The sequence below is a fragment of the Cupriavidus plantarum genome (assembly GCF_905397285.1).
Classification (GTDB): domain Bacteria; phylum Pseudomonadota; class Gammaproteobacteria; order Burkholderiales; family Burkholderiaceae; genus Cupriavidus; species Cupriavidus plantarum.
The window spans coordinates 299,343-321,723 of the sequence record NZ_CAJPUX010000005.1; the positions used below are offsets into that span (position 1 = coordinate 299,343).

General features: G+C 67.4%; 22 protein-coding genes. 18 read left to right on the forward strand and 4 right to left on the reverse strand.

Features of this window, described 5'->3' with window-relative positions:
* Window positions 1-2: 2 nt before the first annotated feature.
* From KHP16_RS21405 to nadC, 14 genes are all read left to right on the forward strand, one after another.
* Window positions 3-905, forward strand: a complete 903-nt coding sequence (locus KHP16_RS21405; RefSeq protein WP_309136565.1) for a DUF1365 domain-containing protein — start codon at window positions 3-5, stop codon at window positions 903-905.
* Window positions 902-2,134 carry an SAM-dependent methyltransferase gene (locus KHP16_RS21410; protein ID WP_373561956.1) on the forward strand — a complete coding sequence of 411 codons (1,233 nt, stop codon included), beginning with the start codon at window positions 902-904 and terminating at the stop codon, window positions 2,132-2,134. The genes KHP16_RS21405 and KHP16_RS21410 overlap by 4 nt, the downstream gene beginning before the upstream one ends.
* Before the next feature lie 40 nt (window positions 2,135-2,174).
* The gene (locus tag KHP16_RS21415; RefSeq protein ID WP_244835937.1) at window positions 2,175-2,702 is read left to right on the forward strand and encodes a chalcone isomerase family protein; all 528 of its coding nucleotides are present in this window, start codon (window positions 2,175-2,177) and stop codon (window positions 2,700-2,702) included.
* Window positions 2,699-3,970 carry an MFS transporter gene (locus KHP16_RS21420; RefSeq protein WP_211961083.1) on the forward strand — a complete coding sequence of 424 codons (1,272 nt, stop codon included), beginning with the start codon at window positions 2,699-2,701 and terminating at the stop codon, window positions 3,968-3,970. Before KHP16_RS21415 ends, KHP16_RS21420 begins: the two co-directional genes overlap by 4 nt.
* Window positions 3,967-4,503: a DUF3833 domain-containing protein gene (locus KHP16_RS21425; RefSeq protein ID WP_109583908.1), complete on the forward strand. Its 537-nt coding sequence runs from the start codon at window positions 3,967-3,969 to the stop codon at window positions 4,501-4,503. The genes KHP16_RS21420 and KHP16_RS21425 overlap by 4 nt, the downstream gene beginning before the upstream one ends.
* 17 nt (window positions 4,504-4,520) lie before the next feature.
* Entirely contained in the window at window positions 4,521-5,306 is a 786-nt protein-coding gene (locus KHP16_RS21430) for an SDR family NAD(P)-dependent oxidoreductase (protein WP_244214745.1), read from the forward strand.
* Window positions 5,307-5,318: 12 nt separating this feature from the next.
* Window positions 5,319-5,762: a nuclear transport factor 2 family protein gene (locus tag KHP16_RS21435; RefSeq protein WP_109583907.1), complete on the forward strand. Its 444-nt coding sequence runs from the start codon at window positions 5,319-5,321 to the stop codon at window positions 5,760-5,762.
* Window positions 5,759-6,643, forward strand: coding sequence for an alpha/beta hydrolase (locus tag KHP16_RS21440; protein WP_121492351.1), 885 nt, complete (start codon window positions 5,759-5,761; stop codon window positions 6,641-6,643). Before KHP16_RS21435 ends, KHP16_RS21440 begins: the two co-directional genes overlap by 4 nt.
* Before the next feature lie 117 nt (window positions 6,644-6,760).
* Window positions 6,761-7,702 carry a LysR family transcriptional regulator gene (locus KHP16_RS21445; RefSeq protein WP_121492350.1) on the forward strand — a complete coding sequence of 314 codons (942 nt, stop codon included), beginning with the start codon at window positions 6,761-6,763 and terminating at the stop codon, window positions 7,700-7,702.
* Between the two features lie 59 nt (window positions 7,703-7,761).
* The gene (locus KHP16_RS21450) at window positions 7,762-8,727 is read left to right on the forward strand and encodes a Bug family tripartite tricarboxylate transporter substrate binding protein (protein WP_109583904.1); all 966 of its coding nucleotides are present in this window, start codon (window positions 7,762-7,764) and stop codon (window positions 8,725-8,727) included.
* 46 nt (window positions 8,728-8,773) lie between these two features.
* Entirely contained in the window at window positions 8,774-10,009 is a 1,236-nt protein-coding gene (locus KHP16_RS21455; RefSeq protein WP_109583903.1) for a CaiB/BaiF CoA transferase family protein, read from the forward strand.
* Window positions 10,010-10,053: 44 nt separating this feature from the next.
* On the forward strand, window positions 10,054-10,848 hold the full coding sequence (locus KHP16_RS21460; protein ID WP_211961084.1) for an enoyl-CoA hydratase/isomerase family protein: 795 nt from the start codon (window positions 10,054-10,056) through the stop codon (window positions 10,846-10,848).
* Between the two features lie 53 nt (window positions 10,849-10,901).
* Window positions 10,902-11,408: a MarR family winged helix-turn-helix transcriptional regulator gene (locus KHP16_RS21465; protein ID WP_109583901.1), complete on the forward strand. Its 507-nt coding sequence runs from the start codon at window positions 10,902-10,904 to the stop codon at window positions 11,406-11,408.
* 229 nt (window positions 11,409-11,637) lie between these two features.
* Complete coding sequence (gene nadC / locus KHP16_RS21470) at window positions 11,638-12,471, forward strand: carboxylating nicotinate-nucleotide diphosphorylase (protein WP_109583900.1); 834 nt, start codon at window positions 11,638-11,640, stop codon at window positions 12,469-12,471.
* A 110-nt stretch (window positions 12,472-12,581) separates the two neighbouring features.
* Here the strand turns inward: nadC and KHP16_RS21475 are convergent, their stop codons facing one another.
* Window positions 12,582-13,127, reverse strand: a complete 546-nt coding sequence (locus KHP16_RS21475; RefSeq protein WP_109583899.1) for a MarR family winged helix-turn-helix transcriptional regulator — start codon at window positions 13,125-13,127, stop codon at window positions 12,582-12,584.
* A 307-nt stretch (window positions 13,128-13,434) separates the two neighbouring features.
* On the opposite strand from KHP16_RS21475, the gene phnN reads away from it, so the two are divergent.
* From phnN to KHP16_RS21490, 3 genes are all read left to right on the forward strand, one after another.
* Window positions 13,435-15,300, forward strand: coding sequence for a phosphonate metabolism protein/1,5-bisphosphokinase (PRPP-forming) PhnN (gene phnN, locus KHP16_RS21480; protein WP_244835938.1), 1,866 nt, complete (start codon window positions 13,435-13,437; stop codon window positions 15,298-15,300).
* A 43-nt stretch (window positions 15,301-15,343) separates the two neighbouring features.
* Window positions 15,344-16,336 carry a tripartite tricarboxylate transporter substrate binding protein gene (locus KHP16_RS21485; protein ID WP_121492345.1) on the forward strand — a complete coding sequence of 331 codons (993 nt, stop codon included), beginning with the start codon at window positions 15,344-15,346 and terminating at the stop codon, window positions 16,334-16,336.
* A 132-nt stretch (window positions 16,337-16,468) separates the two neighbouring features.
* The gene (locus tag KHP16_RS21490) at window positions 16,469-17,614 is read left to right on the forward strand and encodes a porin (RefSeq protein WP_211961086.1); all 1,146 of its coding nucleotides are present in this window, start codon (window positions 16,469-16,471) and stop codon (window positions 17,612-17,614) included.
* A gap of 49 nt (window positions 17,615-17,663) precedes the next feature.
* Here the strand turns inward: KHP16_RS21490 and KHP16_RS21495 are convergent, their stop codons facing one another.
* The gene (locus KHP16_RS21495) at window positions 17,664-19,847 is read right to left on the reverse strand and encodes a xanthine dehydrogenase family protein molybdopterin-binding subunit (protein ID WP_211961087.1); all 2,184 of its coding nucleotides are present in this window, start codon (window positions 19,845-19,847) and stop codon (window positions 17,664-17,666) included.
* A 60-nt stretch (window positions 19,848-19,907) separates the two neighbouring features.
* Between KHP16_RS21495 and KHP16_RS21500 the strand changes: the two genes are divergently transcribed.
* Window positions 19,908-20,639 (forward strand): TetR/AcrR family transcriptional regulator, encoded by a 732-nt coding sequence (locus KHP16_RS21500; protein WP_121492342.1) that lies wholly within the window; start codon window positions 19,908-19,910, stop codon window positions 20,637-20,639.
* 1 nt (window position 20,640) lies between these two features.
* Here KHP16_RS21500 and KHP16_RS21505 read toward each other — a convergent pair whose 3' ends face one another.
* Together KHP16_RS21505 and KHP16_RS21510 are read right to left on the reverse strand one after the other, a co-directional pair.
* Window positions 20,641-21,279 carry an N-carbamoylsarcosine amidohydrolase gene (locus KHP16_RS21505; protein WP_109583893.1) on the reverse strand — a complete coding sequence of 213 codons (639 nt, stop codon included), beginning with the start codon at window positions 21,277-21,279 and terminating at the stop codon, window positions 20,641-20,643.
* Complete coding sequence (locus KHP16_RS21510; protein ID WP_244835939.1) at window positions 21,272-22,369, reverse strand: M29 family metallopeptidase; 1,098 nt, start codon at window positions 22,367-22,369, stop codon at window positions 21,272-21,274. The genes KHP16_RS21505 and KHP16_RS21510 overlap by 8 nt, the downstream gene beginning before the upstream one ends.
* Window positions 22,370-22,381: the final 12 nt, after the last annotated feature.

The window sequence follows — 22,381 nt, forward strand, 5'->3', positions numbered from 1 at the left end:
CGATGAGCGCGACGATGACACCCATCGCGTGGCTGCTCGCCTCCCGCGTGATGCACGACCGCTTGCGGCCGGTGCGGAACCGCTTCGTCTATCCCGTGTTCTGCCTGCGCGTGAACCTCGATGCGCTGCCCCGGCTCGAGCGCTGGTGGTTCGGCGTGAACCGCGCGCGCATCGTGAGCCTGCGCACGGCCGACTATGGCCCGCGCGATGGCACCGACCTTGCGGCCTGGATGCGCGCGCGCCTGCGCAGCGCGGGGCTGCCGGATGACGGGGAAATCTGGCTGCAGACGTTTCCGCGCGTCTTCGGGTATGCGTTCAATCCGGTCAGCTTCTGGTATTGCCACGATCGCGATGGCGCCCTGCGCGCGCTGGTGGCCGAGGTGACCAACACGTTCGGCGGACGGCACGCGTACCTCGTCACGGCACCGGATCTGGGACCGATCGGCGAGGCGACCGTGCTCGCCACGCGCAAATGCCTGCATGTGTCGCCGTTCAATGACGTGCGCGGACATTATGGGTTTCACCTGCGCGAGACGGCCGGGACGTCGTTCGTCGGCATCGATTACTTCGACGATGACGGTCTGTTGCTCCGCACGTCGATGGCTGGCTACAAGCGCCCGTTGACCGGTGGCGCGATGCTTGCCGCGCTGCTGCGGCAGCCTTGGGTGACGCTGTCCGTCACGGCGCGCATTCACTGGCAGGCCTTGCGGCTGTGGGTGCGCGGGGTGCCGTTCCATGGCAGCGAGCCGCCCGCATCGCGCGCCGCGGCCCCCGCTCGGGCCGAGGCCGGCATCGCCCAGATGACGTCAATGCCGGCGTCACTGCCGGCGTCAATGCCGGCGCCCCCGCCCGCGTCCGCAGCCGAACCCGTGTCCAATTTTCTGCCAAACGATCTCCGCCCATGAACCGTTCCTCCTCCGGCCTCCGCGTGCAGTCTCGCCTCGGCGACATGCCGATCGCCGCCGGCGCATTCCTGGCCATGCTCACTCGCCTGACCACCGGGCACCTCGTGGTCACGCTGCCCGACGGCCGCGAGACGATCTTCGGCGATCCGCATGCCGCCCCCGGCGCGCGGCTCACGCTGCGCGACTGGCGCGCATGCGGCAGGATCCTGCGCGCGGGGGACATCGGCTTTGCGGAGGCATGGCGGGACGAGTGGGTCGATAGTCCCGACGTGACGGCGCTGCTGCGCGTGGCCATGCGCAACCAGTCCGTGCTGCCGCGCACGATCGTCGGCACATGGCTCTCCCGCCGCTGGTATCAGCTGCGCCATCTGCTCCGCCGGAATACGCCGCGCGGCAGCCGCCGCAACATCCACGCGCACTACGACCTCGGCAATCCGTTCTACGCGCTGTGGCTCGACGACACGTGGTCCTACTCCGCGGCGCTGTTCGACGGCGATTCCGGCCGGACGCTGCACGACGCGCAGGAAGCCAAGTACGCCCATATCGTCGAGACGCTGCAGCTGCGGCCCGGCATGCGCGTGCTCGAGATCGGCTGCGGCTGGGGCGGCTTCGCGATGCATGCCGCGCGCCGCGGCATCCACGTGCGTGGCGTCACGATATCGAACGCGCAGCTCGCGCTGGCGCGGGAGCGCGTCGCGGAAGCGGGCCTCGGTGACCATATCGATCTTGCATTGTGCGACTATCGCGACCTCCCCGCGCGCGGCGACCGCTATGACGCCGTCGTCTCGATCGAGATGTTCGAAGCCGTGGGCGAGCCCTACTGGCGCAAGTACTTCGACATCGTCCGCGGCTGCCTGCGTCCCGGCGGGCAGGCCGTGATCCAGACCATCACGATCGCCGATGCGCATTTCGACGCGTATCGCGCCAGCAGCGATTTCATCCGCGAGTTCATCTTCCCGGGCGGCATGCTGCCGAGCCCCGAGCGGCTATCCCGCGTCGCGGCGCGCTCCGGGCTCGCGGCGCGCCGCGTGCTGGCCTTCGGTCCCGACTACGCCGAGACGCTGCGGCGCTGGCGTCAGGCGTTCCACGCACGGCGCGACGACGTCTCCGCGCAGGGATTCGACGCGGCGTTCCTGCGGCTCTGGCATCTTTACTTCTGCTACTGCGAGGCGGGCTTCGACGAGGGCCGCACCGACGTCATGCAGTTCCTGCTCACGCGCGAGGGCTGACGTGCGCTACCCCCGCCCACCCCGCACGGCGATCGCCCTGATGGCGACGATCGCCATGATGGCGACGATGACCGCCGCGCGCGCGGAGGCGTGGCGCGACGCATGGCCGGGTACCGCCGACGCCCGCGCCGACATCCGGATGGTGGGCGAAGGCGACTTCCGCTGGTTCGGCATCCGCCTCTATACGGCGCAGCTCTGGGCCGCACACACTCCCGTCACGCTCGATACGCCGCTGGCGCTGCGACTGACTTACGCCCGCGGCATCGCGGGCGAACGGCTCACCGATACGAGCATGGACGAGATCAAACGCCTCGCCGCGGGGACGATTCCGGAAGCCACGCTGGACCAGTGGCGCGCCGCGCTGTCGCGCGTGCTGCCCGATGTGCGCGCCGGCGACGTCCTGACCGGCGTCTATCATCCCGGCCAGGGCGCGCGCTTCTACGCGGGCGATCGCGCCCTTGGCGCACTGGAGGATGCCGCGCTCGCCCGCGCATTCTTTTCCATCTGGCTCGATCCGTCCACGCGCGCGCCGGCGCTGCGCAGGCATCTGCTGGGTCTGCCGTCATGACCGCGCCCACCGCCAGCCGGCTTGCTGCTTATGGCGCGCTAGGATTGCCGCTCGCCATGGTGGCCCTGCCCGTCTACATCCAGGCGCCGGCGTACTACACCACGCAAATGGGCATGTCGCTGTCGCTGGCGGGTATCGTCCTCTTCGCGGCGCGACTGATCGATACCGCGCAAGACCCGCTGCTTGGATTGTGGGTGGACAAGCTGGCGCGCCGCCATGCATTGACGCCCGTGATGGGATGCGCCGCGCTCTGCCTCGTCGTGGCCTTCGCCGCGCTCTGGCTGCCGCCCGTTTCCGGCGATGCCTGGCTGGCGGCGTGGCTCGCCGCCACGCTCGTCGCGGTCTACCTCGCCCATAGCCTGATCAACATCGCCTACCTCGCATGGGCCGCGCGTCTCGGCGACGACGATACGCTGGCTCGCGCCGCCGCATGGCGCGAGGGCGCGGGCCTCGTTGGCGTGCTGCTTGCCACGGCGATACCGGCCACGCTGATCGCGATCGCCGGCACCGACGCGCGCCTGGCGATGACCTCCTTTGCGTCGCTATTCGCCGCGCTGCTCATCGCCGCGCTGTGGCTGCTTTTCCGGCTGGCCTCACCCTGGAACGCGAGAGCCGCCCCGCCGGGCGCCGCGCCAAAACCATGGCATGCCGTGCGGCACAATCGCGGCTTTCGCGCGCTGCTGGCCCCCTACTTTCTGAATGGCATCGCCGTCGCCATTCCCGCCACGCTCGCAATATTCTTCATCGAAGATCGTTTGATGGCGCCGCGGTGGGTCGCCCCCTGCCTGACGCTGTATTTCGTGGCAGGCGCGGCCGGTCTGCCCGCATGGGTTCACATCGCGCACCGCATCGGCGCCATGCACGCGTGGCGGCTGGCCATGGCCCTCGCCGTCGTCGCCTTCGTCTGGGCGGCGTTGCTCGAGCCAGGCAGCATCCTGCCGTTCGTGCTCATCTGTGCCATGTCGGGTCTGGCGGTCGGCGCCGATCTCGCGCTGCCTCCCGTCCTGCTGGCCACGCGCATTCCCGCGGGCGAGGGGCCTGCCGTCTACTACGGCGTCTGGACGCTGCTGACCAAGCTATGCCTGGCGATCGCGGGGCTGACGCTGCCCGTTCTCTCATGGCTGGGCTACCAGCCGGGAACCCCGGCAACCGGCTCGGCGGGCCACGCGCTGGCGTTCATGTACGCCGGCCTTCCGTGCGTGCTCAAACTTGCCGCGATGGCGCTGCTTCGCTCCGCCCGGTATCGGGCTCAGGAGATGTCCTCATGAAACGCGTTGCCATTCTGGGCGTCATCGCCGTCGCCGCGCTCTGCGCGGCATGCTCGGCGCCGGACGTCGCACATTACGCCGACCAGAAACCGCCCCTCGACGTTGCCCGTTTCTTCGCGGGGCGCACGGAGGCATGGGGCATGTTCCAGAAGCGGAGCGGCGAGATCGTCAAGCGCTTCCACGTCGACCTGCAGGGACAGGAGCGCGATGGGCGCTTCGTGCTGGAAGAGGACTTCCGCTACAGCGACGGCACGACGCAGCATCGCACATGGACCCTGACGCGCGCCGCCGATGGCAGCTGGCAAGGCACCGCCCCCGATGTCGTGGGGAGCGCCAGCGGCCAGGCCGCGGGCAATGTCCTGCGCTGGCGGTACACGCTGCAATTGCCCGTCGATGACAAGACCTACGACGTGCAGTTCGACGACTGGATGGTGCTCGTTGACGACCGCACGATGATCAATCGCGCGCGCGTCACCAAGTTCGGTTTCGAAGTCGGCCAGGTGACGGTGTTCTTCCGCCGTCCCGCACCCTGAATCAGGCGGATGTCACCATGCATGGCTTCTCCATGAACCCTCGCTGGACGGACTGGACGGGAAAGCGGGTCTGGATCGTCGGCGCTTCCAGCGGCATCGGCGCGGCGCTGGCGCGGGCGCTGCTGGCGCGGGGCGCGAATGTCGCGGTCTCCGCGCGGCGGGCCGGCGCATTGGCTGCCGTGATAGACGGCCACGCGAGCGGTGTCGCCGCGCCGATGGACGCGCGCGTCCCGTCCGACTGGGTGACCGTGCACGATGCCTTGTGTAAGGGGTGGGGCGCCGTGGACATGATCGTCTTCTGCGCCGCCGACTATCGGCCGCTGCGTCCGTGGGAGATCGACGCGGCCGAGGCGAGCAATACCATCGAGACCAACCTGTCCAGCGTCTATTACGGCATGGCCGCCGTGCTGCCCGCGATGATGTCGCGCCGGAGCGGCAGCCTGGTGATGCTCGCCAGCGTGGCGGGCTACCTGGGCCTGCCGAACGCCACCATCTACGGGCCGACAAAGGCCGCGATGATCAACCTTGCGGAGCTGTTGTACGCGGAGCTGCATCCGCACGGCATTGGCGTGTACCTCGTCAATCCCGGCTTCGTGAGCACGCGGCTCACGGCGCGCAACGACTTCACGATGCCCGCGCTGCTGACCCCCGAGGAGGCCGCGGCGTCGATCATTTCCGGCCTTGCGCGCGGCCGGTTCGAGATTGCATTCCCGTCGCGATTCACCTCGGTCATGCGCCTGCTCAGCATGCTGCCGTACCGGTTGCGGCTATCGCTGCTGCAACGATTGATGAACGCTTCCTGAACATGGCATGACATGACCACCGCCACTCGAGACTCGCAAACGCTGTCGGCCCTGCTGGACTGGTACGCCACGCTGACGCCCCAGTCGCTGTACGACCTCCCCCGGTTCTACGCGGAGGATGCGCGCTTTACCGATCCGTTCAATAGCGTGCGCGGCCACGCGGCCATTCAGGCGTTGTTCGCGCATATGTTCGAGACCGTCGACGTGCCGCGCTTCGCGATTCAGCGCCAGGTGATGGGCGACCAGGAAGCGTTCGCCACGTGGGTGTTCACGGGCGCGGTGCGCGGCCATGCGTTCAGCGTGCCCGGCAGCACGCATCTGCAATTCGACGACGATGGGCGCGTGTGCATGCATTGCGATTACTGGGACGCCGCCGCGCTGTGGCGGCAGCTCCCGGTGATCGGCGCACCCGTGCGCTGGCTCCAGCGGCACTTTGCCGCGCCCCCGACCCGATGAGCGCGCGAGCGATGTGGCGCGTGGCGGCGACGGCGTTCCTGCTGTCTATCGGTGGATGTTCGACGGTGGATGCGCTCAATGCGCTGACGCCGTCGAGCGACTACACCCACCTCAAGGACATCGCCTACGCGGCGGGCGACCGCACGCAACTGGACGTCTACGTGCCACGTGAACCGGCCTGTGGCGACAAGGCGCCCGTCGTCGTGTTCTTCTATGGCGGCACGTGGAATACCGGGTCGCGCGCGGACTATGCGTTCGTGGGCGCCAATCTCGCGCGCCATGGGATTCTGACGGTCATCGCCGACTACCGGCTCTATCCCGAGGTCACCTATCCGGATTTCCTGACCGACAGCGCGCAGGCCGTGGCATGGACGTTGCGCAGCATCGCGGCCTACCGCGGGGATCCCTCGCGGGTCTTCGTCATGGGCCACAGCGCGGGCGCCTACAACGCCGCCATGATCGCGCTGGACCAGCGGTGGCTGACCGCGGCGGGCGCCTCGCCGACGCAGCTACGCGGATGGATCGGCCTCGCGGGGCCTTACGACTTCCTGCCAATCGTCAATCCCGATGCGCAACCGGTGTTCCACCATCCTAACTACCCAGCCGGCTCGCAGCCGATCGACCTCGTCACGCGGCAATCGCCGCCCGCGTTCATCGGCGTGGACACCGGCGACCGACTGGTGGATCCAGAGCGCAATTCGAGGCAGATGACGCAAAAGCTGCGCGAGGCCGGCGTGCCTGTGACCCATCGCGAGTACGGCCATCTCTCGCACACGCTGCTCATCGGCGTGTTTGCCACGCCATTGCGCTGGCTGTCTCCGGTGAGCGACGACGTGTCGGCGTTTGTGCTGAGCGGCAGCGGGTGCGGCGGGAAGGGGTGATGGCGCGCCGATAACGGCTGACTTCCCGTCCCCGGCGCATCTCGGGCTCCGATCGGCGCGGTAGAATCGCAGTCTTCCCGACCTGGACGGCCCTCCCCCGAGCTCGCCTCAATCGCGATGTCCCCCAGCCAAGCCCGCGCCTCGCGCCTGCATTTCGATCTGACCACCGTCCAGCTGTTCATCGCCGTTGCCGACATGGGCAGTATCACCCGTGGCGCCGAGCGCGTGCACCTGGCGCCCGCGGCGGCGTCGCGGCGGATCCTGGAGCTCGAGTCGCAGCTGGGCGTGTCGCTATTCGAACGGCTGCCGCATGGGATGGCGGTGACCGAGGCCGGCGGTGCGTTGCTCGCGCATGCGCGCGGCATCAGCCATACCGTGCAGCGCATGCAGGACGATGCCGCGTCGTACGTCGGCGGCGTGCTGGGCGTGGTGCGTATTGCCGCGCCCAAGTCCGCGGTCATCCAGTTCCTGCCGGCCGACATCCAGCATTGCGCGGTGGAATGCCCGGGCATCCGCATCGATCTGCAGGAGATGAACAGCGAGGAGGTTCAGCAATCGCTGCGCCGCGGCATGGCGGACCTCGGTATCTATGATGGCAACCTCGGCGTCGTCGATCTGCCCACGGCGCCCTATCGGTCGGACCGGCTGGCGCTGGTCGTCGCCAGCCACCACGCCCTCGCGCGCCGCAAGCAGGTGTCGCTCGACGACATCCTCGACTGCGATCTCATCGTCCTCAGCGCCAGCTCGGCCATTTCCATCATGCTGGAACGGCTCGCCGCCGAAGCGGGCAGGACCGTGCGCATGCGGATGCGCGTGGAGGGCTTCGACAGTATCGCCGCGCTCGTCGCGGAGAACCTCGGCGCGGGCGTCATGCCCGAAGCCATCGCGAAGAAAGTTGCCGCGGGCGCGCGCTTCGTGCGGATACCGATCGCCGAGCCGTGGGCGGAGCGCCGCTTCGTCCTCTGCCACCGCCCCCACGGCGAGCTGTCGTCCGCCGCCCACGCGGTACTCCGGGTGCTTGCGCAAAAGGCGAAACCAGACTTCCCCAAACAGCGATAGCCTTCCGGGGGCGCTGCGAACATCATGGTCTCCATATAACAAGTACCACGGAGACAACGATGCAACGCAGACAGTTCCTATTGGGAGCGGTGGCCGGGCTGGCGGTTCCTTCGCTCGTCAGGGCCGCCGACATGGCGGGCCCGGTCCGGATCCTCGTCGGCTTCGCGCCCGGTGGCGGCACCGATGTGCTGGCCCGCGTGCTCGGTAACAAGCTCACACAGATGTGGGGCACGAGCGTGGTGGTCGAGAACAAGCCCGGCGCGTCGGGCTCGATCGCGGCCGGCTACGTGGCCAAGCAGCCGCCCGACGGCACCACGCTGCTGATGGCGCACGTCAACAGCCATGCCATCGCGCCCGCTATGCTCGACCTCAAGTACAACCCCCGCACGGATTTCTCGCCCATCGCGATGGTGGGCGTCACGCCCAACATGCTGACGTGCCGCGCGGAACAGAAGATCCGGACGGTGGCGGAAGTCGTGGCGCTCTGCAAGCAGCGCCCCGGCAAGATCTCGTTCGGCTCCTCGGGCATCGGCTCGTCCCAGCATCTGGCCCTTGAACTGTTCCGCATGCAGGCGAAGATCGACGTCGTCCACGTCCCGTACAAGGGATCGGGCCCGCTCGTGGCGGATCTGCTCGGCGGCCAGATCGACTATGCGTTCGACACGATGACCGCGGCCACGCCATTCATCCAGCAGGACAAGGTCATCGCCATCGCGCAGACCCGCCTGAAGCGCGCCGCCGCGTATCCGAACGTGCCGACGCTGGCGGAGTCGGGTTTTCCCGGACTCGACGCCGCGTCGTGGTACGGGCTGGTCGGCCCCAGGGGCATGTCGCCCGCGCTGGTCCAGCGCATGAACGCCGACGTCAACCGCGCGCTCGCGATGCCGGACGTCGTCGAACGACTCAAGAGCTTCGGCGCGGAAGACTACGGCGGCACGAGCCAGCAATTCGGCGACTTCATCGCCTCCGAGTCGGCCAAGTGGGCCAAGGTTGTGAAGGACGCGAACGTGAAGGCCGAGACCTGATCGGCCCGCCAGCTACGCCACCCGAACCATTCAGCAGGATACGAAGATGACCGATGCGCGCGATTCCCAGGCACAGCGCAGTGCCAACCCCCTGCCGCTGGCCGGCGTCCGGGTCCTCGACGTGACCCAGGTCATGGCCGGCCCCTATGCCTGCATGCTCCTCGCCGACCTCGGCGCCGACGTGATCAAGATCGAACCGCCCAAGGGCGGCGACCAGACGCGGGGCGCGATGGGCTTCAAGATGAAGGGCCCGGACAGCATGGGGTTTCTCAACATGAACCGCAACAAGCGGAGCATCACGCTGGATCTCAAGACCGAGTCCGCCCGTGAAGTGTTTCTCCGGCTCGCGAAAACCGCGGACATCCTCGTCGAGAACTACCGCCCCGGTGTGATGAAGCGCCTGGGCATCGACTACGACACGCTGCGCGAGATCAATCCGAAACTGGTGTACTGCAGTATCTCGGGTTTCGGCCAGACGGGACCGTGGGCCACGCGTCCCGGCTTCGACCTCATGGCGCAGGCCATGTCCGGCGTGATGAGCGTCACGGGGTATCCGGGCGGCGCCCCGGTCAAGGCCGGCGTGCCGGTGGCCGATATCGGGTGCGCGCTGTTCGCCGTCTACGGCATGCTGTCCGCGTACATCGGCGCGAAGCAAACCGGCAAGGGCCAGTACGTCGACGCTTCGCTGTTCGACTCGGCGCTCGCCTTCTCGATCTGGGACACTTCGGAGTACTGGGGCACAGGCCGCGAGCCCGAGCCGCTCGGCACGTCCAACCGCATGAGCGCGCCGTATCAGGCCGTCAAGGCGGCCGACGGGTACTTCGTGATGGGCGCGACCAACCAGAAGCTATGGCAGTTGCTCTGCAACACGCTCGAGCGGCCCGATCTGCTCAAGGACGAACGCTTCGGCACGGTGGCGCTGCGCCTCGCCAACCGCAACGAACTGATCCCCGCGCTCGAGGAAAGCTTTGCCGCCGACAAGTGCGACAACTGGATCGAACGGCTGCTGGAGGCGGGCATTCCGGCCGGACCGATCCTCACGTATCCTCAGGCCTTTGACAGCGAACATGGCCGGCACCGCCAGATGCGGATCGAGATCGACCACCCGATCGAGGGCAAGGTGCCGAATATCGGGTTCGCCGTCAAAATGGGCGGGACCCCGCAACAGGTGCGTCGTCACCCGCCGTTGCTGGGCGAGCATACCGCGGAGGTCCTTGACGAGCTTGGACTGTCGAAGGAACAGCAGGCGTCGCTGGCCAGCGCCGGCGCCTTCGGTAACTGAGTGGTAAACGAGCGGCGAACGATGCGCCATCGAGGAGGAGGCGAATGACAGAACCATCGGCACAGGGGCAGGTCACCCTGACGAGACAGGGCGCGATCGCCTTCGTCACCTTCGACCGCCCCGCCGCGCGCAACGCGATGACGTGGCACATGTACGCGCAGTTGGCCGACCACTGCCGAACGTTCGCCGGAGACACCCCCGACCGTCCCCGCGTCGTCGTCTTTCGTGGCGCGGGTGGCGAGGCCTTCGTTGCGGGGAGCGATATCGCCCAGTTCCAGGAATTCAAGGGCGGTGACGACGGCATCGCATACGAGGCAAAGATCGATGAAGGCATCGGCCTCCTCGAACGGCTGCCGATGCCGACCGTCGCCGTCGTCGATGGCTGGGCCGTCGGTGGCGGGCTTGCCATCGCGACCGCCTGCGACTTCCGCGTGGCCACGCCCAAGGCGCGCTTCGGCGTGCCCATCGCCAAGACGCTCGGCAACACGCTGTCCGCCGAGAACCTCGCCAAGCTGCGCGCCGCATGGGGCCTGCAGCCGCTCCGCCGCATGATGCTGCTCGCGCAGATTCTGGATGCCGACACCGCGCTCGCCTGCGGCTTTCTCCATGGCATTCACGCGCCCGAAGACATCGACGCGCAGGTCGCCGCGCTCTGCGACCAGCTCGGAGCCCTCGCGCCCGTCACGCAGCGCGTCGTCAAGGAGGCACTGCGCCGCCAGACCGTGGCGGCAGTCGCGGACACCGACGACCTTGTGCATGCCTGCTACGCCAGCGAAGACTTCCGCGAAGGCGTCGAGGCGTTCGTGCACCGACGCCCCCCCGCCTGGAAGGGACGCTAGCGCCGCAATGGCCGCTATACTTCCACATCTCTCGCGGCCATTGCTCTCACACAGTGACTACACAACCGAGCCACAGTTCGTCCCCTGACGAAAACGGTGACTATGACTTTACCGAGCAGGTCGGCCACCTGCTGCGCCGCGCCTATCAGCGGCACGTCTCCATCTTCCAGCAGACGATTCCCGATTCCCAGCTGACCGCCGGGCAGTTCGTGGTGCTGTGCGCGATCCAGGAGCAGGGCCCGTGCTCGCTCAGCGCCATCGCCCGCGCCACGGCGATCGACCAGGCCACCGTACGCGGGATCATCGAGCGATTGAAGTCGCGCGAGCTCATCGTCGTATCGCATGACGCGCGCGACAGGCGCAAGGTCGTGGTCTTGCTGTCGCCGGCCGGGCGGACGCTCATCGGCGAGGTCGTGCCGTTTGCGCAGGACATCAGCGAGCGGACCATGGGCGGCCTGAACCCCGCCGAGCGCGTCGCGCTGCTCTACCTGCTGCGCAAGATGAGCGACCTGGAGGACGCGTCGCCCGAGCCTCTGGCTGACGCCGACGGGACCGCCTGACCCGCCCTGCCGGGGTGCCGTTCCGCACCCTTTGACGCTCCCCACCGCTCGCCCTCCTCTTCCGTTCCTCCCGCCGTTTCAAGCCCGGCCCCGGGGTGGACCGCGCCTTAATAATCTTAGATATCGAATAACTGTTGACATCGGGCGTCCACGCGCTAGTATTACGCCATGTACTTCGATATCTAAGCAATACGAGGTGCCACTTCCACCGTCTCGAGGAGCCCATCCAATGTATGACATCTACACCACCGACAAGCTGATCGACCTTTGGCTGACCGAGGACATCGGCATCTGCGACCTGACCGTGCAGACGATGATCGAGCCGGGCGAAACCGGCACGTTCTGCATGAACGCGCGCGAACCGATGCTGATCGCGGGGATCGACGTCGCGGCCCGCATCTTCGCGCGCTACGATCCGTCGCTATCGATCGACGTCCGCGTCGCGGACGGCGACAAGGTGGAAAAAGGCGCCATCCTGCTGAACGTGAGCGGCAACGCACGCAGCGTGCTCACGGCAGAACGCACGGCGCTCAACATCATGCAGCGCCTGTGCGGCATCGCGAATCACACGGCGAAGTATGCCGAGGCCATCGCGCACACCAAGGCGCGCCTGATCGACAGCCGCAAGACCACGCCGGGCCTGCGCGCGCTGGAAAAACACGCCGTCACGTGCGGCGGCGGCCTGAACCACCGGCTCAGTCTCGACAACGGCGTGATGATCAAGGACAACCACATCGCGGTGTGCGGCAGCATTGCCGCGGCGGTAGAGCGCGTGCGCCGCAAGCTGCCGGTGCTGACCAAGCTCGAAGTGGAATGCGACCGCCTGGAGCAGGTGCACGAAGCATTGGCGGCGGGCGTGGACGTCATCATGCTGGACAACATGTCCGTGCCCGACATGAAGGAAGCGGTGCAGATCGTGAAGGGCCGCACCAAGGTCGAGGCATCGGGCGGCATCCGCCTGGAGACGATTCGCCCGATCGCGGAGACCGGCGTGGACTACATCTCCACGAGCAAGATCACGCAGTCGGCACCCGCCGTGGACATCGGGCTCGACGAAGCCTGATTCCCGTCAGTTGTAGCGCCTTCTACCCGAGAAGGCTTCGCCCTCGCCGGTGCATCCGTCGAGGGCCTTTTCCGTTGCGACTGCGTAGTGACTGGCGCTTGCGTTTCGGATTACAGGTCCGACAGCAGCCTGCCCACTTCCTGCGTGGACGGCACGCGCCGGCCGCGTTCGGCCAGCGCCATCTCGTCGGCGAGCAGCTTCTGCGTGATGGAGATCAGCACGCGGCGCGTCGTCAGTACGTCCTCCTCGCTAACCCCAGCCACGCTCAGCTCGTTGACCTCGGTGGCCAGCGGCTCGAGCTTGCGCCGCAGCGCGCGCCCCGTCTTGCTCAGGAACACGTGGATCTTCTTCTTGTTGCCAGGCAGGTGCGTCCGCTCGACATAGCCCAGCGCTTCCAGCGCCTTGACCGCGGCAAACGTCGTCGGCTCCGTCACGCCCGCGCGCTCGCTCAATTCACGCTGCGACAACCCATCGTGGCGCCAGAGAATCCGCAGGATCGTCCAGTGGCCATATGACACCGCATGGCTGGCCAGCCGCAGCTGCAACGCGCGGATATAGGCGCGGGCGGCGTCCTTGACGAGGTGGGCAAGACGTTCTTCATTGGCGTCGTCCAGCGGTGCTGGCGCGGCGGAATTATCTGGCTTTCTGGTGGCCATGGCGTGAGAGAGGGACGCGAACAGCGCACATGATAGCGCGTCCCGCCGACGCACTGTCGCCGCGTTACGCACGGCTCGATGTAGCGATCACTACATCAGTGCGCGGTGCGCGATGTCCATGCATCCCGCACCGCGACCGCGCATGCGAAACGTGCGCGTTTTCCCTGAGAAAACCGTGAATCCCGCGTACACACTCGATTTGCGGGAGCTGGCCCGTCCTTTGCATAAACTTAGACATCGAACTTAACTTGACACGCTATCGGCGGGTGCTAGCATAAGCCTACAAACTTCGATGTCTAAGTTAAATATGAACAAAACCGGCACGTTCTTTCTTGTCGTTGGCCCCAGCGGCGCGGGCAAGGATTCCCTGATCGATGGTGCACGCGCGATTCTCACGCACGGCTATCAATTCGCCCAGCGCGTGATCACGCGTCCGAGCGGCTCGCCTGGCGAGGACCATGAGGGCGTCACCGATCTGGAGTTCACCCGACGTCAGCAAGCCGGCGAGTTCCTCGTCACGTGGCATGCGCATGAACTGCGCTACGGGCTCCCCGCCGCGCTGATGGACACGCTCGCGGCCGGTACGCATGTCATTGCCAACGGATCGCGCGGCGTGGTCGCGGACCTGGCGGCGCGCCTGCCACGCTTCGTCGTTGTGCTGGTGACGGCGCCGCAGGACGTGCTCGCGCAGCGTATTGCCGGGCGGGGACGTGAATCGGGGGAGCAAATCTCCAGGCGCGTGTCGCGGCAGGCGGCGGCGATTCCCGAGGGCGTGACGTGTGTCACGGTGTCGAACGAGAGCACGCTCGAGGCCGGCATCGCGCGCTTCGTCGATGCCCTGCACAGCGCCGCCTGCACAGCCTCACCTACGTCCCCCACCTCGCCCGCCTTGCCCGCCTCACTCACCTCCACGCGCACGGCGCCCGCCGCCGCGGCGCCGGCGTCGAGCCGCGTGAACCTGATGGCCAAGCTGCGCGGCGAGGCCCTCGACGAGGCGGCCTACGTGGCCGTACTGAAGGATGCCATCGCGGGGCGCTACACCGAAGCCGAACTGACCGAGTTCCTCATCGCCGCGACAGGCAGCCTCGGCGACGACGAAGTCATCGCACTGGCCCGCGCGCGCACGGCCTTCACACCCCGCATCGCGTGGGACGAGCCGATCGTCGTCGACAAGCACTCGATGGGCGGCGTGCCGGGCAGCCGCATCACGCTGATCGTCGTGCCGATCGTCGCGGCCTACGGGCTCGCGATGCCGAAAACCTCCTCGCGCGCCATCACGTCGGCGGCAGGCACCGCGGATGCGATGGAAACCGTGGCACGCGTCGACCTCACGCAGGCCGACGTGCGGCGCTGCGTGACGCAGGCACGCGCCTGCATCGCGTGGAACGGCCGTCTCAATCATTCCGTGATCGACGACGTGATGAATGCGATCACGCGGCCCCTCAAGCTCGACTCGCGCCGCTGGTCGGTCGCGTCGATCCTCTCGAAGAAGTACACGGCGGGCGCCACGCACGTGATGGTGGACCTGCCCTATGGCCCGCAGACGAAACTCGCCGATCGCGCCGATGCGGAGGCGCTGGGCGCGCTGTTCGAGCGCGTCGGCGCGGGCCTCGGCATGCATGTGCACGCGATTGCCACGGACGGCAGCCATCCCATCGGGCGCGGCATCGGCCCGGCGCTCGAGGTGCGCGACGTCATGCAGGTGCTCGACAACGATCCGTCCGCCCCCGCCGACCTGCGCGCGAAGGCGCTGTTCTTTGCCGCGCGGATTCTCGCGTTCGACCCGCGCGTGGGGTCGGCCGAGCAAGGCATGCGAATTGCGGAAGCGCTGCTGGCTGAAGGCAAGGCAAGGGCAGCGTTCGACAGCATCGCCGGCGCGCAGGGCCGCAGGCCCGAGGCGGTGATGCCCGGCGTGCACATTGCGGAGATCCCGGCGGACCGGGCGGGCCGCGTCGCCGCGATCGACGGTCTGCGGATCTCCGGCGTGGCACGCGCGGCGGGCGCGCCGCGCGATCTCGGTGCAGGCGTGGACCTGCTATGCACGATTGGCGCGCATGTGGACGCCGGCCGGGCGCTCTACCGCATTCACGCGGCGTCGCCCGCGGCACTCGATGCCGCGGTGGCGCAGGCCCGCGGCGAATGTGGCCAGGCGGTCCGTGTCGATCCCGATTGAGTGTTCTTCCCCTTTCCTTCACCCTAACCGACGAGGCATATTCATGAGACCCCCCTCCATCGTCAGCGGTCTGGCATCGCTGCTGTTCGTAGCCGGCTCCATCGGCGCACTGTCCGGTATGGCACAGGCGAACGTTGCCAGTACCTTCCCGCAGAAGCCCATCCGCCTGGTCGTCACCTTCCCGGCAGGCGGTGGCACGGACGCGCTCGCGCGTGTGATCGGGACCGATATCAGCAAGTCGCTGGGGCAGCCCGTGGTCGTGGACAACCGTCCCGGCGCGAGCGGCAACATCGGCGCGGAGTTCGTCGCGAAAAGTCCGGCAGACGGTTACACGCTGCTGATCGTCAACAGCAGCTTCGCGATCAACCCCAGCGTCTTCAAGAAGCTCCAGTTCGACCCGAAGTCCGACTTCAGCGCGGTCATCTCGTTTGCCTCGGTGCCTTCGGTCATCGCCGTGCCGTATCAGTCGAAGATCCGCTCGTTTCAGGAACTGCTGACCGCCGGGAAGAGCAGCACGCCGCCCAGCTACGCGTCCTGCGGCAATGGCACGCCCCAGCATCTGGCTGGCGAACTGCTGAAGATCTCGGCCAAGATGGACATGCTTCACGTACCCTACAAGGGCTGCGCCCCCGCCATCGCCGACGTGCTCGGCGGCCAGGCCGACGTCAGCGTCAACACGCTGACCAATACCGTGCCCTACCTGAAGAGCAACAAGCTACGCGCGCTGGCGGTGACGTCGCAGGCGCGTTCGCCGTTCCTGCCGGACGTGCCGACCGTGAGCGAACTGGGTGTGCCGGGCTACGACGTCGATCAATGGTTCGGTATCCTCGCGCCGGCCCACACGCCGCCGGAGATCGTGCAGAAGCTCAATGCCGAAATTGCGAAGACCATCGCCAAACCGGAAATCAAGGCCTCGCTCGCGCAACTCGGTTTTGCCACGGGCACGAGCACACCGGCCGAGTTCCAGAAGCTCGTGACGAGCGACATCGACCGCTGGCAGAAATTCGCCACGAAGATCAATCTCTTTGTCGATTGATCGTCGACTGAACTAACGGGGCCTCGCCCAGGTTTCAGCAGGCAACTCCCCTCCTTTCCCGTATTCCGTATCGCCGCTACGCGGGCGCAAGCCAGCCCCCGTGAGGGCACGTTCGTCCAAAATTTCGACAACATGAGCCATACCTGCCCCTCCTTTCGTTCAACATTTCGTTCAACATTTCGTTCGACATTCCAACCGACATTCCGGCACCTCGCGCTGGGCGCCGCCGCGCTGTGCGCCGCGCAGGGCGCCCACGCCCAGTCAATCACGCTCTACGGCGTCGCCGACGCCGGCATTGAGTACCTCACGCACGCCGATGCCAATAACCACAGTCTGGCCCGCGTGACCTCCGGCAACCTGTCGGGCTCCCGCTGGGGCATGCGCGGCACCGAAAACCTCGGCGGCGGACTGCAGGCGCTGTTCGTGCTCGAAGGCGGCTTCGATATCGACAGCGGCACCGCGTCGCAAGGCGGCCGCCTGTTCGGGCGGCAGGCGTACACGGGGCTGTCGTCGCAGTACGGCCGCGTGACGCTGGGTCGCCAGAACAACATCCTGTACGACATCCTGATCAACTACGACGCCATGGCGGTGTCGCCGCGCTATTCGATCTTCACGATGGATACGTTCACGGCGGGCCGCTACGACAACGCCGCCAAGTACGTCGGCAAGTTCGGCGGGCTGACCGTCAGCGGCCTGTATTCGTTCGCGCGCGGCACATCGCTCTCGGGCGGCACGTTCGGCAGCGAAGTGCCGGGCAACCCGAAGAGCGACCGCGCCATGAGCGGGGGCCTGGAGTACAACGCCGGCAACGTCGGCGTGACGGTGATCTATGACATGCAGCAAGGCACGAGCGGGCTGGCCGGACAGAATCCGTCGCAGAAGGACCAGCGGCTCGCGGTCGCGGGAACCTATACGTTCTCCAACGCCAAACTGTTCGCGGGCTATCGCTGGCTCAACGGCAATATCGGCGCCACCGCGGCATTGCCGTCCAAGCGCGCCGATTTGTTCTGGATTGGCGCGGGGTACCAGCTCACGCCGGCTTTGTCGCTGAGCGGCGCGGGCTACCTGCTCAACGGCCGCAATGGCAATGGCGACGCATGGAGTGCATCGGTGCTGCTCGACTATGCGTTTTCCAAGCGCACGGATGTCTACGCGCAGGTTGCCTACATCCGCAACGACGATACCTCGCGCATCGGCCTGAACGGGCCGGCGACGACGATCGGCCCGGCCGGCACGAACCAGCTGGGCGCGCTCGTCGGCATGCGGCACAAGTTCTGATCGATCGGGAAGGCCCTGCCACCGGCCGGTGGCAGGGGGAAGCGGGCTTCTAGGCGTGTATCGCCGCGCAGGCGCCGCGCACGACTTCGGGCACGAAGGGCGCGCGCGTGAAGCGGATGCCCGTTGCATCGAACAGCGCATTGCCGATTGCCGGAGCGCCGGGTAGCGAAGCGGACTCGCCCGCGCCAAGCGGGCTCTCTTCCTGGCGCGGCATCAGCAGCACCTGGATCGGCGGCAGCTCGGGAAACGTCGCGATCGGATAGCTGCCCCACTCGCGGCTGGCCACGCCCTTCGCGTCGAAACGCACCTGCTCGCGCAAGACGCGGCTCAGGCTCTGCACCACATTGCCGTGGATCTGGTGCCGGACGCCGTCGGGGTTGACCATCATCCCGGTATCCTGGCCGACATGGAGCCGGGTCACGCGGACGTTCCCCGTGTCGGGACTCACTTCCACGTCGACGATCCACGCGGCCCAGGCCGCGCCGAAGCCCGGAAACTTGCTGTGAATGTAGCGCGCGTACGCGACGCCGCGTCCGCGCAGCAGGCCATCCGCGTCGGGCTGGCCCCGGGAGCCACGGGCGCCCTCTCGCCAGTCCGCAGCTTCCGCCAGAGCCTCCAGCAGCGCTCTGGCTCGCGGGTCCGGCAGTTGCCGCAGGCGAAATGCGAGCGGATCCGCATGGCATCGCTCGGCCATCTCGTCGATGAAGGACTCGTGCGCGAAGGTATTGGGCAGTGCGGAAACACCGCGCAGCCACGCGGCGCGCGCGATGGCGGGCGTATCGTCGCAGGCGATGTCGAGCGAGGGAAACGCATAAGCCGGCATCGCCGTGCGATCCCCCATCTCGAGCATGCGGGGCTCCGCCGGCACGCGGCCGGTCAGCAGCAGCGCAAGCACGGGCGCATCGTTCGACGGATAGCGCGAGACGAACTCGTAGGCCGTCAGCGTCCCGCGCGCATCCGCGCCGCCGCGCACATCCATCAGCTGCGCCGCGCCCTTCGGCTCCCACAGATGCTCCTGCTCGCGCGTGAGTTGCACACGCACGGGCCGGCCCACCGCGCGCGCGAGCAGCACGGCGTCCGCGCACACGTCGTCGGCGCAGTTGCGGCCGTAGCAGCCAGCGGCCTCCATGCGAACGATTTCGATGAGGCCTTCGTCGAGGCCCGTCAGCCGCGCCATGTCGATGCGCAGCACATGCGGATTCTGCGTGCCCGACCAGATCGTCAGGCGGCCATCGGTCCAGTCCGCGAGCGCGCATGACGGCCCGATGGAGCCATGCATCTGATACGGCCACACATAGGTCCGCTCGACGCGGTGCGCGGCGGCTGTGATGGCAGCCGCGGTGTCACCGGTCTGTGCCAGCTGGCGGCGTTGTCCCGGCGCGGCGCGCAGCGCGGCTTCCGGGGCGTTGAGGTCCGGCAGCGGCGGCACGGGCTTCCAGCGGACTTTCAGCCGCCGCGCTGCCTCGATCGCCTGCTCCTCGCGCTCGGCCACCACGCCGATGAAGTCGCCTTCCACATGCACGCCCACCACGCCCGGCACATCGGCGATCGACGTCCGGTCGACGTCGATCAGGCTCTTGCCCACAAAATCGCCGCAATCGCGGCCCGCGTACGGCGGGCGAATGACACGGCCATGCAGCATGCCGGGCACGCGCATGTCGTGCACGAAGGTCAACTCGCCGGTCGCCTTGGCCGGAATGTCGACGCGCGGCGCGCTGCGGCCGACCACGCGATACTGATCGACCGGCCTGGTCTTCACGTCGTCGGCGAGCGGGAGCTCCACATGTTCGCCGGCCAGCAGCGTGGCGAGGTCGATGGGACCCCCGTCTGCCTTCTCCACGAGCCACGCACGCGCCTGCGCCGCGGCGCGCCGTAGCGGCACTGCCGAGATCTGGATCGAGGCGCTGGCGATGGTCGGCCCCTGATTCGGCGTGGCCTCCGTATGACCGAGCACCATGGTCACGTCGGCGGGCTCGACCTCGAGTTCCTCGGCGACGATCTGCGCGAGGGAGGTCCGGATACCGGTGCCGAGGTCTACATGGCCGTTGAAGGCAAGGATCTCGCCCGAGGCGCGCACCGCGATGAAGATGTCCGGCAGGTCGGAGACGAAGCCGGAGGCCGCGCCGGGCTGCCCGGGCGAAGGTCGCGGCGCGGCTGCCGCGGGTCGCGTCACCAGCAGCACGCCCCGCTCTCGAAACAATGCTTCACGCAATGCGCGTGGGGTGTTTGACATCGTTCATCCTGATGAATTGCCCAGCTATACTTGCAACCGAAACTTCAGACGACGGCTCGAATGCCCAAAGACATCAAGCAGGCGCCTGCACGGCCCGGTACCCGCGCGCGACAGGCGCAGGACACGCGCGCCAAGATCCTCAAGGCCGCGATCAAGGTATTTGCCCAGCGCGGCTATGACGGGGGCCGCATCGAAGCGATCTCCTCGCTCGCCAACACCTACGATCGCATGATCTATTACTACTTCGGCAGCAAGGAGAAGCTGTTCATCGAAGTATTGGAAACGATCTACCTGCAGCTCAACGAAGCCGAACAGAAGCTCGAACTCGACGCCGACAATCCCGTGCGCGCGCTCACGCAGCTCGTCGACTTCGTCTGGCAATACTATCTGGAGCATCCCGAGTTCGTCGCGATTCTCAACAGCGAGAATCTGAACCGTGCGCGGCATGCCCGCAAATCCGAACGCCTGAGCGAGATCTCCGGTTACGCCCTGTCCGTACTGGATGGCATTCTTACGCGCGGTATCGCCGCGGGGACCTTCCAGCCCGGACTGACAGCGCGCGACGTCTACCTGATCATCGCCTCGCTCGGGTACTTCTACAACTCCAATCATCACACGCTGAGCGCGTTTCTCGGCGAGCCCATCATGGGCGCCGAGGCGGTCTCGCACTGGCGCGATGTTATCCAGCGCACGGTGCTCAACGCCGTGTGCCATCGCGCGGAAATCCTGCCGTTCGAAGCGCCGCCGGCGGTCCGCAGACCGCCGGGACGCCCGCGCCGCGCGCATGGCTAGTTCAGGCCGCGAGGGCCGCCGTCGCGCCGATCGCGGCTAGCGCCTCGTCGCGCGGCATGACCATCGCATACTTCTGCGCCATGTCGAACAGGTTCGCATCGTGCGGCCCAATGGCGCGGTCGCCGACGCAATCGGCGAGCACGAGCGGACGGAAGCCATAGGACATGGCATCCACCACGCTCGCGCGCACACAGCCGCTCGTCACGCACCCCGCCACGAGCAGCGTCTGCACGCCGCGCTGTGCAAGCCATGCCGCCAGCGACGTGCCGAAGAATGCCGAAGGCACGGTCTTGCGCACCACCAGTTCACCGGGCGCCGGCGCCAGTTCCGGCACGATCTGGCTCGTCGCGCCATCTTCCTTCAGCGTCAGCATGCCAGGCACCTTCAGCGTGAAGATGTTGTGATCGGCATCGTCGTCGGCGAACACGATACGGCTGTGGGCCACGGGCCAGCCCATGCGGCGCGCGGTATCCAGCAGGGGTTGCGTATTGGCGATGGCTTCCGGGATATTGCCGCCGCCGAACACCGCCGGATCGGCGAAGCCGTTGACGAAGTCGATGATCAGCAGGCCATATGGCGCCTTGAGTTCCATCGCGGTGCCGAAGCCTTGTCGGCGGTAAGTCTGAACCTCGTCATGCATGGGCGGACTCCTTGCGTGTGGGCGCGACGCCTTCCTGTGCATCGCTGTCCGATATCTTGACGTCCAATACCTTCCCGGCGTCCACCACCGGCTCGCCATCTAGGCTCACCGTGCAGCGCCGCAGCGGCATATCGATATGGCACGCCGTGGTGCGGCTGCCGCCTGCCTCGTTGTTCGGACCGAACGAGCACAGGAAGTTGCCCTCGAACGCGCGCGCGTCCATGCCGATGGTCGCCTCGCGGTCGTACATGGCCAGCGTAGACCAGCGCGCGCGCGGCTGCAGGCCCCAGCCGACGTGCGACATCGCGTACGCCTCGGGGTCATTGAAAGAGGCCATGTAGTCGGCCAGCAGCTCGGCGTCGAGTCCGCCCTCGATGGCGGTGACATAACCGTTCTTCACCGTCACGTGGATGGGCTCCTGCACGTACGACTTCATCGGCAGCAGAATGTCGCCGCGGTCGAGCACGAGGTGCCCGTTGGTGCCGCCCTCGTTCGGCCACGTCAGCACGAAGCCGCTCGGCCAGTGGTCCCACCGGCCGGGCTCGTCGACGAACCCGTACTCGCTGATGGCCGGGAACTCGCCCAGCGCGCAACGCAGCTCCGTCCCCGCGTCGGACGTGATGTGCATCGTCTTCGCGCGCGAGAGCCGCGCGGTGGCGGCCTTCACACGCGTGCGGTCGCCCTCTGTCGGGACGAGCCGCGCCAGCACTTCCGGCGGCTCCACGGCCAGCAGGATCCTGGTGCCCGTGGACAAGATCTCGTGCTGCTCCGGCGAAAACAAGAGCGTCATCAAGTCGAGCACGAGGTCGCTTGCCTTGAGGGCCGCGATGGCCGCGGCATTGCCCGTCAGTGGCGTCGTGCCGAGATAGGCCAGCGCGTCGCGGCTCAACGCTTTCTCGCCATTGACCGGGGGCAGATCGAGGCGGTTGACGATGGCGCCCATCGACGCTGCTGCGACAAGGGCGGTGCGCAGCGTTTGCGGATGCGTGTCGGCGCCGGTCAGCACCGTGACGGTCTGCCCGGGCTCGAGCTTCGACAGCGTAAGGACCTGCTTCCATGCGCAGGTCAGGTCATAGTCACTGACAGCCATGCTTGGCTCCTT